The following is a 17,365-nucleotide window of genomic DNA, read 5'->3' as shown; positions in this document are numbered from 1 at the left end:
CGGCCCCTACTATGGAACCGATGAGAATCTACGACCCCTCCCAACCGCGCGCGGCCGGGGGCAGGGCACCCGCCTTCCGCAATGTCCGGAGCAGCCTGCTGCGCCCGGGCGTGCGGCTGCCGGTCCGGCTCGCCCGGCGCGGGCTGGCCATCGGCATCGACATCGGCGGCACCAAGGTTGCCGCGGGTGTGGTCGACGGCGAGGGACGGATCCTGGCCGAGCGGTACCGGGACACCCCGGGACACGACCCCCGCGAGGTGGAGCAGGTCATCGTCTCGCTGGTGCGCGAGCTGTCCGCCGAGTTCAGGGTGCTGTCCGTCGGCATCGGAGCCGCCGGGTGGATGGACCGCAGCGGCAGCACCGTCCTCTTCAGCCCGCATCTGGCCTGGCGGAACGAGCCCGTGCGGATGAACCTGGAGAAGCTCCTCCACCGGCGCGTGGCCGTGTCCAACGACGCCGATGCGGCCGCCTGGGCGGAGTTCCGCTTCGGTGCGGGCATGGGACAGGACCGGCTCGTCTGCATCACCCTCGGCACGGGCATCGGCGGCGGCATCGTCATCGACGGGCGGATCGAACGCGGCAACTGGGGCGTGGCGGGCGAATTCGGCCACCAGATCATCGTGCCGCAGGGCCACCGCTGCGAATGCGGCAACCGGGGCTGCTGGGAGCAGTACGCCTCGGGCAACGCCGTCGGCCGCGAAGCCCGCGAACTCGCCGCAGCCAATTCTCCGGTTGCCCAGGAGTGGCTGCGCGCCGCCGGCGGAGACGCGGACCGGATCACCGGGGCCATCGTCACCGCCCTGGCCCGCGAGGGCGACACCGCCAGCATCAACCTGCTCGAGGACATCGGCGAATGGCTCGGCCTCGGCCTGGCCAACCTCGCGGCGGCACTGGATCCCGGGATGTTCGTAATCGGCGGAGGGCTATCCGAGGCCGGCGACCTCCTGCTCGGCCCCGCCCGCAGCGCCTTCAACCGCAACCTCACCGGGCGGGGCTTCAGGCCCGCCGCGCCAATTGAACGGGCCGCCTTGGGTCCGAAGGCCGGCCTCATCGGTGCCGCCGACCTGTCCCGCGTGATCGCCTGGCGCTGACCCCGGGCGAAAGAGTACTTCCCCGGCTTCCGCCGCGCGCACCGCCGTCGTCAGTATGCTGGCCCTGAGCCGGCGCTCCGAGCCCGGCCGGAGCGGAGGAATACATGCCGATGTGGCTGCAGGCGCTGCTGTGGGGAACCCTCGCCGGAGCCGCGCTGGTCCTCGGCTCCGCGATCTCCTGGCGCTGGCGCATCCACGCCAAGACCGTCTCGACCATCATGGCCTTCGGCGCCGGAGTCCTGATCTCGGCGTTGGCCTTCGAGCTGGTCGACGAGGCCGAGACCAACGGCGGCCTCGTGGCCACCGTCGCCGGCTTCCTCGTGGGGGCCGGCATCTTCGTCGCCGCCAACTTCGCACTCGCCCGCCGCGGGGCGAAGCACCGCAAGCGTTCCGGCTCCCAGCAGCCCAGCGAGCAGGAGTCTCCGGGCAGCGGGACGGCGATCGCCGTCGGCGCCCTGCTCGACGGCATTCCCGAATCCCTCGTCCTCGGCCTGGGCCTGATCAGCGCGGGCACCGTCAGCCCGGCCATGCTGGCCGCCGTCTTCATCTCCAACGTCCCCGAGGGACTCTCCAGCTCCGCCGGCATGAAGAAGGCAGGCCGCAGCGCCGCCTACGTCTTCACTGTCTGGGGCACCATTGCCATCCTCAGCGGCGTCGCCGCCTGCCTCGGCTTCCTCGCGCTGGACCAGGCCCCCGCCGAACTCGTCGCCTTCATCACCGCACTGGCGGCCGGCGCGATCCTCGCAATGCTGGCCGACACCATGATCCCGGAGGCGTTCGAAGAGCATCACCTGCTCACGGGCCTCACCGCGTCCGTCGGATTCGTGACCGCGTTCGCGATCCACATCGCCGGCGGCTGATCGCCCTGCCTGAAGGTCTGACCGGCCGGCGGCTGATCGCCCTGCCGGAAGGTCTGACCGGCCGGCGGCTCCCGCCGCAACGTCTGGTACCGGCCCCGCCGCCGGCTGATCACCCTGCCGGAAGGTGTGACGGGCCGGATGCTCCCGCTGCAACGTCTGGTACCGGCCCCGCCGCCGGCTGCGGTTGCGGTCAGCGCAGGGGATGCAGCGACGGCGGTCAGTGCCGGGAGAGCCGCAGCGGCAGCGCATCTTTCGGCCGGGCTCCGAGCGCGGCGCTACGCGGGAGCTGTCAACTTGTCAGCTGGTTGGCGTTTTTGAGGGTGGGTGGGGAGCGGTAGTGGTTGCGGCGTGGGATTTGGGAGGGGTCGGTGTAGGCGGGCGGGATGAACCAGGGGATGCCGTCGATGGTTTCGATGGTCCAGTCGCCGGTGTGGATGAGGTGGTGGTGGAAGGAGCACAGGAGCACGCCGTTGGCGACGGAGGTGCGGCCTTTGTGTTTCTTCCAGTAGCGGATGTGGTGGGCTTCGGTCCAGTGCGCGGGCATGGTGCAGCCGGGGAAGGCGCAGCCTTTGTCGCGGGCGACGAGGGCGCGGCGCTGGGCGGGGGTGAAGAGGCGTTGGGCGCGTCCGACGTCGAGGACTTCGCCTTTGCCGCCGAGGACGATGGGGATGAGGTCGGCGTCGCAGGCCATTTTGCGAACGGTGCGGGGTGTGATGAGGCCGCCGAACACGGCCTGGCCGGAGGTGCCGATCTGCTTGACCAAATCCTGGTAGTCGATGGTGACCATGACCTGCGGCCGGTGGCCCCCGGCACGGGGGAGCTTGTCCGTGGTCAGGGCGATCCGGCAGGAGCCGACCAGGCCTTCGAGCAGCTGCTGCGGGCGGGTGGGCATCGGCCAGCCCGGGAACGCCCGCCCGTCCTCGTCCGTGCCGGCCGCGACCCCGGCCGCTGCGGAGTCGCCGTCGGCGCGGTCGCCGTGCCCTGTGGCGGCTTCGCTGTTGTCGGTGCCGGCGGTCTTACCGCCTTCACTCGTGTCACCGGGATCGCCGAAGGTGGTCTGCAGGCGGGGGTTGGTGGCGGTGTTCATGGCGGTGATGAGGTGTTCGTATTGTTCGTCGGTCGCGGCGATTTCGAAGCGGTGCAGGCCGCGGCGTTTGCCTTTGAGGAAGACGCCCTGCCGGGCGGCGAGTTGTTCGTCGCTGGGTTCGGCCCCGTCCGGGTCGATCGCGGCTTCCCAGGACCGGGCGATGACGCGCAGGGTGTCGGGGTCGGTTTCGGTGGCCTGCCGGGTCAGCTGGTGTTCCATGGCGGCCAGGTCCTCCGGGGCCGCTGCCGGGCGGACGCGTTCGAGGGTGTCGTGGATCAGGGTGGCGGCGGTGCCGCCGAGCCCGGATCCGGCCAGCGCTTCGGCGAGGTGTTCGTATGCCGGCGGGGCCTGGCCGCCGGAGATCAGGGTCTGCGGCAGGGTGCCGGCCCCGATGCGCAGGCGGCGCCGGGCCTCGCTGCGGCTGATCCGCAGCCTCGTGCGGAGGTAGTCCGCGGTGTCCCGGAACCCGGACCTTGCGTCGGGGCTGGCCGGGTCCCGGCCGGTCATGCCGGCGACGCCGTGCCGGTCGACGGCGTGCGCCCCGGCGACCTGGAGCTGTTCGAGCGTCCGGGAGAGGTCTTCGAAGAGGCCGACGCACTGGGCCACCGTTTGCGGGCTCTGCAGGCCGGCTTCCCGGCGGAAGGCGGCGGCGAAGTCCTGCAGTTCGTCGCGCATCGAAGCGAGGAAGCCGGGGGCTTCCTGAACCGCTTCGAAGGGTGCGATCGCCATGCCTCATTCTATCGAAGATACGTTCTGATAGCACGATAAATCTTCGTAGTGTAGGACGAGTGAAACGGCCGAAACCGGGTAAGAGGCCGACGGGCGAGGAGGTGGTTCACCCGGCATCCGGCGCCCTCGAAGGCACCAAAAGACCGACTGTATGCGGGAGAAAACAGGCGACAGAATCAGTGGCCCGAAGCAGCGGAACAATGGGCTGCCGCTCGGCGCGCGAGCTCGGGAAAGCCGCTAGGCACGCGAACACGCGGCAAGCCGCGAGGCCGCTGCTCGCAGCCCTCAGAAAGAATCCAGCCGATCGGCTTACCGTTTACCAAGCCTGCTTATGATGAAGACCGGCGGCAGGTCCGCCGCACCGTTCGGATCAAGAATCACTGCGATTGGAGACGAGAACCATGAGCCATGTTCAGTCAATGCTGGATGCTTACCCCAAGGACCTCGGCGGCATCGACAAGGGTAAGCTCGCCGCCTGCGTCGCGGCATGCTTCGAGTGTGCCCAAACCTGTACGGCCTGCGCGGAGGACTGTGAGAGCCACGCGTCCATGCATGGGCACTGCCGCCTCTGCGCAGAGGCCTGCCGGCGCTGCGAGCAGGCCTGCAGCGATCTGCTCGCAGCGCTGGGATGAGTCCCAGCGAGCGCCGGGTGCTGGCTTCGGGAGACATGCTGCCGCGCGCGGTTCCCGAGGGCACCAGCTCCCGCCAGTGCTAGAGGACTCTCATGAAGGCGATCGTCGTGGGTGCAGGTATCGCCGGCCTGGTGACTGCGCGCCAGCTTGGCCTCGCCGGTTGGGAAGTCGATCTGGTGGAGAAGTCCGGTGGTCCCCGCCGGGACGGCTACATGATGGACTTCTTCGGCCCGGGCGTGGACGCGTCCGAGCGGATCGGGCTGTATCCGCGCCTGGCCCGGGTGGCCTACCACGTGAATGGGGTTGAATATCTTGACGCCGAAGAACGGGTCAGGGCCCGCCTCGACTACGACCGGTTCTCCCGGCTCGCGGGCGGCAAAGTCCTCAGCCTGCTGCGTCCGGATATGGAACGCGCTGCCCTGGCTGCCCTCGAGGACGTCCCCGCCGGCCGCGTCCGCCTTCACTATGGAAGCCGTGTCACCGGGGTGTCGGTGCGTGGCGACGGGGTGCGGGTCGCAGTCGACGTCCCTGCGGCACAGCTGCCCGCAGCGGACATTGTCGTCGGCGCCGACGGAGTCCATTCCGAAGTCCGCGCCCGGGTCTTCGGCCCGGAGACGGACTACCTGCGCCCGCTGGGCATGCGGGCGGCCGCCTTCATCGTTCCGGACGCCGAGCTGAATGCCCGCTTCCGGGACCGCTTCGTGCTCACCGACAGTCTCGATCGGACGGCGGGGCTCTACAGCCTTCGCACGGATGAGGTTGCGGCATTCCTCGTGTACCGCGACCCTCCTGTCGGGGCCGGACGGGACGCTCCCGCCTCTCCCCGGGACAGGCTGCGGAACGAGTTCGCCGGTCTCACGCCCGCGGTCGACCGGCTGCTGGACCTCTGCCCCGCCGACCCGTACGACGACGTCGTGGCGCAGGTCGTGCTGCCGCACTGGTGGAAGGGTCGCGCCGTACTCGTCGGCGACGCCTGCGGCGCAGTCTCCCTCCTGGCCGGGCAAGGCGGTTCACTGGCGATCGCGGGCGCCGCGCTGCTGGGCGACGCACTCGGGAGGGTCACATCGGCCGACGGGATCGCGCCGGCCCTCATGGAGTTCGAGCAGGCATGGCAACCGGTCGTGGCGCAGGCCCAGGCATCCGGGAGGCGGGCAGCGTCGTCGTTCCTGCCCGCGAATCGGACCCAGCGCCTGCTGAGGCGCTGGGTCATCCGGGCCACGAAACTGCCGGGAATCGACCGCCTCGTGACCCGGCAGCTCCTGCGGAGCATCGCGAAATAGACAGCACCCGAGGCTAGCGCCGGGCGGGACCGAACCAGCGGGCCAACGCGTCCTCCAGTCCCGCCATCGTCCCGTCCCCAACCCAGGCGACGTGGCCGTCGGGCCGGATCAGCACGGCCGCCGGAGCGCTGACCGGACCCAGCACCGGAAGCTCCCACCCGCCGTCGTACGTGGCGTCCACGGTCCGCACCCGGTCCGCCCAGGGCCCGGCGTCGATGCTGCCCGGCGCGCCGAGGTTGAGCAGCGCGGGGCGGGCGCGGTGCAGGAGGGTGGACACGCGCAGCGGGCCGTCGGCGGTGACGACGTCGGGATCCGGCATGCGGCGTCCCAGCAGCGGGTGCCCCTCGCCGAGGTCGTAGCGGACGTCCAGGCCGGAGATGAGCCCGGCCACCCGCTTGTGCGCCTCGTCGATGGTGAGCAGGTCGGTCACGGTGTCCGCCAGCGCGCCGATGCGCGGATCGGCCTTCTGCATGACCGACTGCGCCATCGTGTGCTTCAGCGCGCGGGCCCCGGCGGGATGCCGCTCGTCGTGGTAGGTGTCCAGCAGACCGTCCGGCGCGCTGCCCTTGACCACCTGGGCGAGCTTCCAGCCGAGGTTGACGGCGTCCTGGATGCCGAGCCCGATCCCCTGCCCGCCGGAGGGCGCGTGGATGTGCGCGGCGTCCCCGGCAAGCAGCACGCGGCCGCTGCGGTAGGCCGCAGCCTGCCGGGTGGCGTCCGTGAACCGCGAGATCCAGGTGGGATTGCGGACGCCGAAGTCGGTGCCGAAGACCTCCGTCAGCGCCTTGCCGAGGTCGGCGAGGGTCGGCTCGGCGGCCGGTCCGAGCTCCTTCTCGGTCACGACCACGCGGGTGGTCCGGCCGTCCTCCATCAGGTGCAGCCCGTGGATCCCGACCTCGTCGATGCGGATTCCCGCCGGCGTCTCTTCGGTCACCTCCACCTCGGCGATCAGGCTGCTCCTCGTCGCGTCCCAGCCGGGGAAATCGATGCCCGCCGCCTTGCGGATGGTGCTCCTGCCCCCGTCGGCACCCACCAGGTACAGCGCGCGCAGCTGCCGGCCGCCGGCGAGCAACACGTCGACGCCGCCCGCGTCCTGGGCGAAGCCGGCCACCTCGAGTCCGCGGTGGACCGGCACCCCCAGCTCCTCGATCCAGCCGGCCAGGATCCGCTCGATGTGGTTCTGCCACAAGCCCAGCGTGTAGGGATGCCGCGTCGGGAAGTCGCCCACGTCCAGCATCGTGTTCCCGAAAAACGCCGCCTGAACCGGCTTTCCCTCGGCGAGGAACCGGTCGGCTATCCCGCGCTGGTCGAGGATCTCGATCGTGCGCGAATGGAACCCGCCCGCCCGCGAGCCGACCAGCTCCGGCGTCGGGCGGCGCTCCACAATCGCCACGTCCACCCCGGCCAGCCTCAGTTCGCCGGCCAGCATCATCCCGGTCGGACCTCCGCCGGCAACAATCACCTCAACCATTACGGCCCCCGCCTCTCCACGCCTTCGAGCAGCTTCGTCATCGCACGTCCGAGCCAGTTTGAGGCCTGACGGGGGCCTTGCCGCAAGCCCCCATGGCCGCGATACATTGGAACTGGCGGGACGGCACCGCTCCGATCCCGGCCGAGCCCTTCTACCAGCCCGGCCCCGGCACTAGCGTGGAGATAGCCGGGCACCCCCCGCAGCCCGGCAGCCGACCAGGCAAAGGAGATTTCCATGGGACTCGGAGACAAAATCAAGCACGCCGCGGACGAGCTGCTCCACGGCCACGGCAAGCCCCGGCAGGACGACGAGGACACCCGCGATCCCTCGGAGTTCCCCGAAGCCGAGCCCCTCGGCGCCCGGCAGACGGACCCGGACGTCGACCCGCTCGAGGACCCTGACGTCGACCCGGACTCGGACGAACCGCCGAGCAGGGAGCCGGACCTCGACCCCGACGAGCCGCCCCTGGACGATCCGTATGACCCCGACGGCGAAACGACCGGCGGCTCCTTCAGCGGCCCCGTCCCGGACGACCCGGTCGAGCGCATCGCCAGCCCCCGCGAGGACAAGCCTCCGGCCCTCTGACGGGGCCTCCCGCTAGCGCAGCAGCTCGTCCATCATCGGCGCCTGCCGGACCTCGCCGGTGAGCGGCGCCAGCCCCCACGCGCGCTGGATGGTGTGCAGGAGCGAGTAGTGGCTGAACGCGGTCCCGGACCGGTAACCCCGGCGGGCCGCAGGGCCGGCGAAGATCGCCGCCACCTTGTTGCTGGAGCCCTGGCCCTCGTCCCACACCACCACGAGCAGCGACCGACCGCGGGCGAAGGCCGGCGCGGCCAGGATCCTTGGCACCCATTCGGAGAGCCAGTCGTCTCCGGTCCGGACCGGACAATCATGCATGTCATGGCAGAGATCGGGGCTGATGAAGGCGAAATCCGGGAGGTCCGACCCGGACGCCAGGTCCCCGCTAAGCTCCGTGAGCGGCACCACGTGCCCCGCACAGTACGCCGCGTCGTCCGTGACTTCCGGGTAGTACGCAAACGGGTTGTGCCGGACCGCGTACCGGCCCGAGTCCTCCCGGCCGCAGGGCGCCGGTATGCCCTCGGCGTACATCTTCCAGGTCCGCCCCGACCGGTCGATCGCACCGGCGATGCTCGGCACGGCCGCCCGGCAATGCGGGGACGGCCGGCAGTCTCGCGTGATGCCGGCCGTCGTACCGCTGCTGAGCGCGAGGTAGTTGGGCAGGCTCGGACGTGCCACCGCCGAGTAGTCCGTGGCCAGCGCGTAGTCCGAGGCCAGCCGGTTGATGAAGGGGGCTTCGCTGCTGCCCAGGATGGCGTCCGCGGCCTTGTTTTCCTCGACAATAACGACGACGTGGTGCAGGCTGTCCTGCCCGCTGGCCCGCGGAGAACCCGCCTCCGGCGGGAGCCCGCCCGGCCCGGGCGGGATGCACCCTGCCAGCAGCACGGCGAAGGCGCCGGCAACCAGTCTGAGCAGACGGAACCCGGGAAATTCCATGGCTGGCTCCCTCGTCAACGGGACCGGCGGGGCGTTGGAACGGTGCCCCGCTTCACAGTAAAGACCGGGCTCGGTAGCCGCGCAACAAACCCCGTGCCATTTTCCCGGCCCCGGCTTCGGCCGGATCCCGCCCGCGTCTTCCGGCAGCCGGGGTTTATCCATTATCCTGTTGGCGGTCTCTTGGCTCCGCCGAACCGGAAAGCGAGCCGACTCCCCGGGGGAAACACCAATGCCAGTCTGCAGCCGTCCTGTGTTTGAAACCGCCGTCCGCGTCGCCAAGCGGGCCTCGGCCGCCGCCCTCGCCGCCGCTGTGCTCTCCGGCTCCGCGGCCCTCGCCACGCCGGCCCTCGCCACGCCGGCCCTCGCCACGCCGGCCCTCGCCGCGCCGGTCCAGCCGGCCGCCGCCGCCAGCAATGTCCTCAACGACAGCAACCGCGCGCAGGTCCAGCAGGTCTTCGACGGAATCAATGCCTTCCGCAAGTCGAAGGGCCTGAAACCGGTGCGGTTCTACGTGAACGCCGCCAAGGTCTCGCAGGGCTGGTCCACCACGATGGCCAACACCGGCGTCTTTAAGCACAACCCCGGCTACACCAAGGACCCGCGCATCACCGGCTGGAACGGGGCCGGCGAGATCATCGCCGCCCGATCCGACCGCAACGGCCAGGGCCTCGTGGACCAGTGGATCAAGTCCCCGGGCCACAACGCCATCATGTCCGACCCGAACTACACCGTCATCGGCGTCGGCATCGCCTTCTCCGACGAGCGCGGCGGCCGCTACGAGATGTACGGCACGGCCAACTTCTTCCGCTACTCGTCCGAGCCCGCGGGCACGTATTCCTCGCCCAGCGCCTACTACGCCGGCCTCGCCGCACCGGCTCCGGCGCCCGCGCCCTCGGTCCAGCCCATCGCCCAGTGCACCCCCGTCGCCGGCGCGCCCGCGGCCGGCAGGGATCTCTCCCGCGCCAGCATCAAGAGCGCCGCGGACTACGTCGCCGCCGACTCCGCCGGCCGGCTCTGGCGCTACCCGGAGAAGTCCGGCCGCGCGCTCGGCAGCCGGGTCCTGATCGGCAGCAGCGGCTGGCAGCACGCCCGCTCCACCTCGGTGACCGACTGGAACAACGACGGCTACCTCGACATCGTCGCCCACTGGTCGGACGGCAAGGTCCGTGTCTACAAGGGCAAGGCCACCGGCGGCTTCTCCACCTGGTTCAGCGCCGGCAGCATCGCCGCCTCCTCCACCGTCATCGCCGACCGCCTCTGCGCCAACAACCCGTTCCCCGGCCTGGTCGCCAAGGACGCCGGCGGGAGCCTCTCGCTCTACCAGAACCTCAAGGGCGCCGCCTTCCACGCCGCCCCCAACAAGTTCAACACTGGCTGGGGCAACTACGGCATCGCCCTGACCGACTTCGACCAGGACGGCCGCAAGGACATCCTCGGCGCCAACAGGACCAGCGGCGTCCTCAAGCTCTACCGCACCAACGGCAAGGGCGCCCTGATTCCGGAAACCCGCCCGACCATCGGCCGCTCCGGCTGGTCCACCGCCGCCACCTTCACCGACGCCCCCGGCTTCGGCACCGGCAGCGCCAACGGCATGACCGTCAAATTCCGCAACGGCATCGTCCGCTACTACGAGCTCCCCGGTGGCCAGGTCGGCACCGCCAAGCAGATCGGCACCGGCTTCGGCACCTACAACACCTTCTCCTAGCCGGCGTCACCCGGTGTGACCTCACCCCGCCCGACCTGCTAGCCTCGGGAACTCAGCCGGAAACGGAAGGACTTTATGTCGAGCAACAAATGGCTAGTGGCAATAGCTATCGCCGGAGCCGTGACCCTCACGGCCTGCGGCGGAGCAACCGAAGCCGGCAGCGCAGGCCAGACGCAGCAGGCGTCGCCCAGTGCAAGCGGCCAAGCACAGGACCCCGCAGCCGGCCAGCAGGAAATGCCGAAGCCGGACCTGAACGGAATCCCCGACGTCGTTGCTGAAGTCAACGGCACCAAGATTTCCAAGGAAGACTTCACCACCGCCTACGAGGCGCAGTTCCAGCAGATGGCGATGCAGTCCCAGATGACGGGCCAGGAAGTCGACCAGGCCAAGCTCAAGAAGCAGACCGCCGAAGGCATCGTCGGCACCGAGCTGCTGATCCAGGAAGCCGGCAAGCGCGGGCTGACCGCCTCCGCGAAGGAGACGGACAAGGCCCTCGACGAGATCGTCAAGTCCAACCAGCTCAAGTCCAAGGACGAGTTCATGGCCGAGATGAAGAAGCAGGGCATGGACGAGGCCAAGGTGACGGAAGAGCTCAAGAACCAGGTCATGGTCGAGAAGCTGATCGCCGAGGAAGCCGGCGACAGCAAGCCGACCGACAAGGAGCTCAAGGCCGCCTACGACGAGGCCAAGAAGCAGCAGGAGGCCATGGCCAAGCAGGGCGGCCAGGGAGCCGAGATGCCATCCTTCGAGGAGGCCAAGCCGCAGCTCGAGGAGCAGGTCAAGTCGCAGAAGGAAGGCGAGATCGTGCAGAAGCTCGCCAAGGACCTTCGCGCCAAGGCGGACGTCAAGATCAACGTCTAGGCAGCGGTATCCAGGAACGACGGCGGGTGGCCGGCTTTGCAGCCGGCCACCCGTTGTGGTGTCCAGACCAGCCGCACGAATAGGGGGCGGTGGCATCTGTACGCCTTCGGGGGCCGGGCGTAACCTTTAGTCGAGTCGAACTTCGCATGTTCAGCGGGCGCGACCGCAGATAGCTCAGGCGCGAGATGCATCCACATGGCCATCATCCTCTTGCCGCTGTCGTTGCGGCGGCAAGCCTTTCCCTCATCGCGGGCTGCGGGATTTTCGCCCGGGAGGGCACACCTGCCACGACAGGTACAGCCCAGGGCCCGGGCGGCTCCGCAAATCCTACGGCGACGGCCGGGACACCGGGCGGCCCGGGCGCCGGTGACAGTACCGGTTCCGGCACCGACCCGGGGTCCCCGGTACCGACGCAGGGCGGGCCCGACGACGGCCAGTTCGTACCGCCGGGACCGGCGGCTCCGGGCGGTCCGCCGGCGGGCGCCGGGGCCCCGGTCATCAGCTGGCTGCCGGTCGGACCGGTGGGCCGGGGCGATCCGACCTGGTACCTGTACCTCAAGAGCGGGAACTGCGACCAGCTCGCGGAACCGGGCGAGCAGCCCCAGACGGTGCAGGACGTGGCGAAAGTGTTCTGCCTTGCCGTCGCCGGCGACGAGGCGGCCTGGACCCAAGGAGCGGAGCTTTTGGCAGGACTTCCCGTCACGGACACGGACTGCTGGTCGAGCACCGCCAATTCGGTGCTCCGGTCGGTGGTGGATTTCCGGCAGCGGAACCCGGGCGTGGCCTACCAACTTGTCGAGGGCAGCGGCCTGGCCTGCGATCCGACGTTCTACGAGCTGGACAATGACGGAAGCGACAACAACGGGAGAAACCCGGAGGCCTCTGTGTGCGGCGGCACCCAGATGCACATGATCGGCACCTTGGGAGGCCTCCCCGCCGGAAGCATCCGCAGCGTCGTCGTCGGTGCACAGCCGGCGCCGGTAACCGTGCCGGTCGAACCGCTTGGGCCGGACTTCGTCTTCGTGGCCCCGCCGTCCGCCCAGGCAGGTTCGACGACGGTGAGCGTCGCCGACGGCGATTTCCTCGTCACCGAATCAGTCGACATGGAGTATGTCGGCGACCCGAGCGCCTGTCCGGGCGTCGAGCCTCCCCCGGACAACGGCCCCTCCGTCAATCCCGGCGAGCCCGGTCCGGCCCCCGGCGAACCCGGCCCCGTCGAACCCGCCCCAAACCCTGGCGAGTCCGTCCCCATCGAACCGGAACCGGGTCCCAGCGGCCTGCCGCCGTCGGCCGCTGCCCGTGCTGACCGGGCACCGGCCGGTGTCCCTGCGGGCCTGTTCCGGTGACCGACTCGCCTGACGAAGGACGCTCGCTCTGGTCGCGTGTGCTCGGCGTCATCTCGGCCATTGGCCCGCCCATCACCGTGGTGACCGCGCTGCTGTTCTATTTCGGCTGGGCACGTGCGGATGCCCAGGCCAGCAGCATGGGGCTGGACGAGAGCCTCTTTGGCTACGCCGCCCAGGACTACATCCTGATCAGCATCAGCGCCCTGTATCTGCCGTTAGTGCTGCTCCTGATCGTCGGTATCATCTGGCTCGCCCTCGACAGGTGGCTGCGCCGGCAGATCGACGAAGACCGCCACCGGACCCTGGCGGCCAAGGTCGCCGGTAGCGCGGCGGTAGTCGCCGTCGTTATCGCCGCCGTCGGCCTGCTGGTGGCCTTCCTCCAGCCCACCAGGACAGCGATCTTTGCCCCGTATGTCATGGCAGGCGGCGTCCTGGTCGCCGCCTGGGGCCTCCGGCTGAGGCGCCACGCCCGGGCCGGACATGCTCCGGTCCTCAGGGCGGAAGAGCGCGCCGTCGAAGCGACGCTCGTCCTGAGCATCGTGACCCTGCTGCTGTTCTGGGGCACCGCTGACTATGCGCAGGCGGTCGGACGCGGACTCGCCGCCAATTTCGAACATAACGTCCAGTCCCTGCCCCGCGCGGAGGTCTACAGCCCGAAGCCGCTCGGGATAGGAGCCGACGCGGTCACGGTGAGCGACGTGGGCACCAAGGAGCAGCCCCTGTACCGGTATGACGGGCTGCGCTTCCTGGTACTGAGCGGCGGCCGTTTCTTCTTCCTGCACGACGGCTGGACTACGGAGAACGGCACCGTCGTGGTGCTCCCGGACGACAATTCGATCCGCGTCGAGTTCAGCAGGTGACTGGACGACGGCTGGCGCCGGCTTTGTCTCCTACGGCGATGTATCCACGGTCTGGGACACAGCCGGCGGCTGGGGCTGCTCCGGGGCTGCGTTCCGCTGATCGAGGCTTCCCGAAATGTTCCAGGCTGTGACGGCGATGACCGCGAACACAATCAGGCGGACTACATCGGCGCGCCGGTTCCTCGCAGCGCGCCGGCGTCCCCCGCTTCCCTTGCGCCGCCTGCCGGCGGGCGCCGCGTATTCGCCGGGCTGCTGCCGCCGGCGGCCCTTGGCAGACCGACGCCCCTTCGCCGCCGCGGTGGGCCGACGTCCGGCAGGTGCAGCCGGAGTAGGTGAATCGGAAGCCGGTGCGGTGGCCGGCAGGCCTGATGGTCCCTCAGCCTGCAGGTTCCTATGCAGTGCTTGGTCCGGCAAAGAGATCTGGACCGGTTCCGGCGAATAATCCGGCCGTGGACCGGGCACGCCGGCGGCGCCGCTGTTCAGCAGCTGCGGGCTGCTGGGTCCGAGCAGCAGCTGCCGCAGGTGGTGGAAGACGATCTCGATTTCAGCCTGCTCGAGAACCGGGGGCAGGACGCTGACCGCGGACTGGAGCGATGCGAGCCCCACTACCCTCACGCCGTCGGCGGATTCCGCCCGCAGCTCGGGCTGGTTGACGAGGCAGATCCAGCCCTGGACGAGCCGCCGGTGGCGGGGTTCCAGGACAGCGGCGACGGCCGCGCCCTGCTCCAGCACACCCGTGGTCTCCCGGAGCCGCGAGTAGCCGTTCTGCATCAGCCGCCCGTTGCGCAGCTCGACCCGGCCGGTCCAGTTCTTCGCGTCGACCACCAGGATCCCGCCCGGTCCCACCAGCACGTGGTCCAGGTTGGCCTTCGGCCGTCCCGGCCAGTGGGCGTCGTTGAGCAGCCGCCAGCCTCGGGCCTCGAGCTCCCTGAGCTCGGCCGCCACCCGGACTTCCCCGGCGGCGCCGGCCGCCCAGGACCTCGCGCTCCGCTCAGCCTGCTCGGCCTGCCGCCGCAGCTTGGCCGCCCGTTCGCCAGCCAGCCGGGATTGTTCCGCGGCCCTCTCCCCTGCCATCATGTTTCCCCCGCTTGCTCTATGCAGTTATCGAAAAATCAGGACCCGAGCCGGAGCGACTCCCAGCCGCCGACGCCGATGACGGTGCGCTTCAGGATCCGGTTGGTGCCGACGCCGTAGTGGTACAGGTTGCCGTTCCGGTCGCCCGCGAGGATGCCCGGTTCGCCGGCGGCCACGTGGTCGGAGATGCCCGAGAGGTGCGTCATCGCGTTCCAGCCGGAGCTGCCGACAACCCGGCGGTCCTCGGCGACAAAGCGGCCGGCGCCGTTGGAGCGGTAGAGCTTCAGCTGCCCCGCAGTGGTCCTGGCCACGAGGTCCATCTTGCGGTCGCGGTCGTAGTCCATCGCCATGACCTTCAGGTCGCGCCAGCCTGAGGAGCCGATCAGCGTGCGGGCCCCGTGCCCGGCGCCCGCCGGATTGGTGTAGGCGTAGAGCTTGCCCTCGGCGAGGTTCTTGGCGACGATGCCCGGGAACTGGTCCGACTGGCGCCAGTTGGTCACGAGGATCTCGTAGCCCTGCCACCCGGAGCGGCCGATCTCCGTGCGCTTGAACCCGCCGGCAGCCTGCCCGAAGTCCACGGTCAGCTTGCCGGACTTCCAGTTGGCCACGAGGTCCTGGATGCCGTCCCTGTTCCAGTCTGCGACGTCCACGGAGACGGCGGACTGCCAGCCGCCGGAGACGAAGGTCCGCCGGGCCAGGTCCCCGCCCTTCGCGGACGGGTAGACGTAGAGCGAGCCGCCAGCCTCGACCGCCGCGATGTCGCCGGCGAGCACCTTGGCGGACGTGTTGGCCGGCAGCACCTTGTCCGGCAGCACCCGCAGGTCACGGGCCAGCAGCGCGGGCATGTCGTAGGTGTAGTGGGTGACGCCGGGCAGCACCGTCATCGTGGTCTTCGTGAAGCCGAGGCCCGCGTACATGGTCCGGGAGTTCTTCGCGGTGTCCAGCGCCGACCAGGTGGCCAGCGTCGTGCCGCCGAGTCCGTCGAGGCTGCCGGAGATCCAGTTGAGGTTCATCGCCTTGACCGCCGCGGTCGGCGCAGTCGGCACGCCGCGCCATCCGCCGCCGCCCACGATCGTCGCGCCGCCGCCCTTGATCCAGCCCTGCCGGTCGGCCAGCACCTCGAACGTGATGAACTCGGCCCCGCCGGAGTAGCCATGCAGCCAGACCCGGCTCGCGTCCACGCCGTACTTGGAAATGACCATCGCGGCCAGGGAGCGGAAGTAGTCGCCGTTCTTGTCCACGTCCTCCCACCAGGTGATGCCGCCCTTCTTGTCGGGCGTGATCACCGGGACCATGATCATGTTCTTCTTGGCGGCCTCGGCCGCCATCGCCTTCATCACGGCGCCGTTGGGCTGGTGCACGTAGGACTGCGCCGCGTAGCTGTAGTCGCCGTGGAAGACGAACAGCACGCCGACCTTCTGCGAGCGGTCCACGTTGTTGCCGTAGACGTGGTACTGGCCGGTCAGCCCGTTGGGCGCGGTGAAGGACTGGTAGGTGGCGTCCGACGGCGCCGGCGCGTACGCGGCGGCCACGGTCTGGGCGGTGGTCACCGTGGCGGCCAGGTAGTTGGCCTTCGTGGCCGTGATCTTCACCGACAGCCTGAGCCCGAGGTCGGCGGTAGTCACCTTGTAGGTGGCCAGGGTCGCCCCGGTGATGGCCTTGCCGCCGCGCAGCCACTGGTACTTCAGCGTGGCGCCGGACGTCCAGCTGCCCTTGGCGGTGAGGGTGCTGCCCACATATGCGCTGCCGCCGACGCTCGCGGCGACGGTGTTGGCCACCGTGCCGAGGACGGCCTTCGCCGTCGCGGCCGACGTCGCCGTCGCGGAGGTCATGCCGGCCTTGGTCCCCGTGACGCGCACGCTCAGCCGCTTGCCCGCGTCCGCGGTGGCGACGGTGTAGGTGGCGGCCGTCGCGGCGCTGATCGGCTGGCCGTCGCGCAGCCACTGGTAGGTCAGCGTCGCGCCGGTGGTCCAGGTGCCGGGAGCTGCGGTGAGCTTCTGGCCCAGCACGGCGCTGCCCGAAATCGTCGGGACGGCAGTGTTCCGGACCGGCTGCGGCTCGGCCTGTGCCGTTACCGGCGCCTCGGTCGGGGCGGGCTTCGGCGTGGACGACGTAGTCGGTGCAGGAGTCGGCGTGGACGACGCCGTCGGTGCAGGAGTCGGCGTGGCGGATACCGTCGGGGCGGGAGTCTTCGTCGGCGACGGGGTGGGCGTCGGTGTCGCCGATGCGGCCGGGGCCGTCGCGGCCGTCGCGCGGGCCAGGTCGGCCTCTACCGCTTCGGAGACGGCGGTGGTGCCAACGACGGCGGCGCGGTACTTCTGCGTGCCGGTCGCCGTGAGCTTCTGGGTGTGCTTGAAGTCGGCGTCGCCGGAGGCCAGCGCGTCCGAGGCCCACAGTTCCTGCCACTTCGCGTCCCGGTAGACCTCCAGCCGGACCGTCTTCCCCGCCGCGTTGACCGCCCGGCCCTCGAACCTGAGCTCGGGGTCGCCGGCCTCGCGCGCGAGGAGGTCCAGCTCCACGGCGGGTGCCGTCGCGGACGCGGTCGCCAGCGCGGACGCGGTGGCGAGGGACGGCGTCGGAGCAGTCCCCGCCGAAGGAGCCCCGCCGGGCGAGGCCTGCCCCGCCGTCGTCGTTGTTTCCTCGGCAGCAGCGGCGGGCCCGGCGACGGGCATGATGCTCCCGGCCGCCAGGATTCCGGCGGCCATCAGCGCAGCAAGACGTTGTTTCACGGTTCCCCCAAAATCAGCGGAACCGCGAACCGGCTCCGAGCCACAGGACTATGCCCGGCAAGCCGAGGCCATTCCCCCGCGAAAAGAGTAATCGGTTAAGTGAAAGCTTTCATACCCCAGTACGA

Annotated in this window: 14 protein-coding genes; 9 read left to right on the top strand and 5 right to left on the bottom strand. The window is 70.2% G+C overall.

All coding sequences use genetic code 11. The features are described 5' to 3' along the window. Positions 1-20 precede the first annotated feature (20 nt). Both WFH44_RS02035 and WFH44_RS02030 read left to right on the top strand, forming a co-directional pair. Positions 21-1,091: an ROK family glucokinase gene (locus WFH44_RS02035; RefSeq protein ID WP_442892847.1), complete on the top strand. Its 1,071-nt coding sequence runs from the start codon at positions 21-23 to the stop codon at positions 1,089-1,091. 104 nt (positions 1,092-1,195) lie between these two features. After that, entirely contained in the window at positions 1,196-1,951 is a 756-nt protein-coding gene (locus tag WFH44_RS02030) for a ZIP family metal transporter (RefSeq protein ID WP_336711346.1), read from the top strand. A 289-nt stretch (positions 1,952-2,240) separates the two neighbouring features. Here the strand turns inward: WFH44_RS02030 and WFH44_RS02025 are convergent, their stop codons facing one another. Further along, positions 2,241-3,767, bottom strand: a complete 1,527-nt coding sequence (locus WFH44_RS02025; protein ID WP_336711344.1) for an HNH endonuclease signature motif containing protein — start codon at positions 3,765-3,767, stop codon at positions 2,241-2,243. Between the two features lie 401 nt (positions 3,768-4,168). On the opposite strand from WFH44_RS02025, the gene WFH44_RS02020 reads away from it, so the two are divergent. Together WFH44_RS02020 and WFH44_RS02015 are read left to right on the top strand one after the other, a co-directional pair. Further along, on the top strand, positions 4,169-4,399 hold the full coding sequence (locus tag WFH44_RS02020) for a four-helix bundle copper-binding protein (protein WP_336711342.1): 231 nt from the start codon (positions 4,169-4,171) through the stop codon (positions 4,397-4,399). Between the two features lie 92 nt (positions 4,400-4,491). Next, a complete protein-coding gene (locus WFH44_RS02015) occupies positions 4,492-5,679 on the top strand; it encodes an FAD-dependent monooxygenase (RefSeq protein ID WP_336711340.1) in 1,188 nt (395 codons plus the stop codon). Positions 5,680-5,692: 13 nt separating this feature from the next. Here WFH44_RS02015 and WFH44_RS02010 read toward each other — a convergent pair whose 3' ends face one another. Further along, on the bottom strand, positions 5,693-7,150 hold the full coding sequence (locus WFH44_RS02010; RefSeq protein WP_336711339.1) for an FAD-dependent monooxygenase: 1,458 nt from the start codon (positions 7,148-7,150) through the stop codon (positions 5,693-5,695). A gap of 234 nt (positions 7,151-7,384) precedes the next feature. On the opposite strand from WFH44_RS02010, the gene WFH44_RS02005 reads away from it, so the two are divergent. Next, entirely contained in the window at positions 7,385-7,735 is a 351-nt protein-coding gene (locus WFH44_RS02005) for a hypothetical protein (protein ID WP_336711338.1), read from the top strand. Between the two features lie 12 nt (positions 7,736-7,747). Here the strand turns inward: WFH44_RS02005 and WFH44_RS02000 are convergent, their stop codons facing one another. Next, positions 7,748-8,665, bottom strand: coding sequence for an alkaline phosphatase family protein (locus WFH44_RS02000; protein ID WP_336711336.1), 918 nt, complete (start codon positions 8,663-8,665; stop codon positions 7,748-7,750). A 250-nt stretch (positions 8,666-8,915) separates the two neighbouring features. Between WFH44_RS02000 and WFH44_RS01995 the strand changes: the two genes are divergently transcribed. The 4 genes from WFH44_RS01995 to WFH44_RS01980 all read left to right on the top strand — a co-directional run bounded on the left by WFH44_RS01995 (position 8,916) and on the right by WFH44_RS01980 (position 13,437). After that, the gene (locus tag WFH44_RS01995; RefSeq protein ID WP_336711335.1) at positions 8,916-10,370 is read left to right on the top strand and encodes an FG-GAP-like repeat-containing protein; all 1,455 of its coding nucleotides are present in this window, start codon (positions 8,916-8,918) and stop codon (positions 10,368-10,370) included. Between the two features lie 75 nt (positions 10,371-10,445). After that, positions 10,446-11,231, top strand: coding sequence for a SurA N-terminal domain-containing protein (locus tag WFH44_RS01990; protein WP_336711334.1), 786 nt, complete (start codon positions 10,446-10,448; stop codon positions 11,229-11,231). A gap of 521 nt (positions 11,232-11,752) precedes the next feature. Further along, positions 11,753-12,577: a hypothetical protein gene (locus tag WFH44_RS01985; protein ID WP_336711333.1), complete on the top strand. Its 825-nt coding sequence runs from the start codon at positions 11,753-11,755 to the stop codon at positions 12,575-12,577. Beyond that, entirely contained in the window at positions 12,574-13,437 is an 864-nt protein-coding gene (locus WFH44_RS01980) for a hypothetical protein (RefSeq protein ID WP_336711331.1), read from the top strand. The genes WFH44_RS01985 and WFH44_RS01980 overlap by 4 nt, the downstream gene beginning before the upstream one ends. Positions 13,438-13,467: 30 nt before the next feature. Here the strand turns inward: WFH44_RS01980 and WFH44_RS01975 are convergent, their stop codons facing one another. Continuing rightward, a complete protein-coding gene (locus WFH44_RS01975) occupies positions 13,468-14,514 on the bottom strand; it encodes a nuclease-related domain-containing protein (protein WP_336711330.1) in 1,047 nt (348 codons plus the stop codon). 35 nt (positions 14,515-14,549) lie between these two features. Continuing rightward, positions 14,550-17,240, bottom strand: a complete 2,691-nt coding sequence (locus WFH44_RS01970; protein WP_336711328.1) for a hypothetical protein — start codon at positions 17,238-17,240, stop codon at positions 14,550-14,552. Positions 17,241-17,365: the final 125 nt, after the last annotated feature.

Origin of the sequence: Arthrobacter sp. USHLN218, from assembly GCF_037144715.1 — a bacterium.
GTDB lineage: Bacteria > Actinomycetota > Actinomycetes > Actinomycetales > Micrococcaceae > Crystallibacter.
The sequence above is the reverse complement of the archived record's forward strand: the minus strand, read 5'-3'. Positions and strand labels throughout refer to the sequence as shown.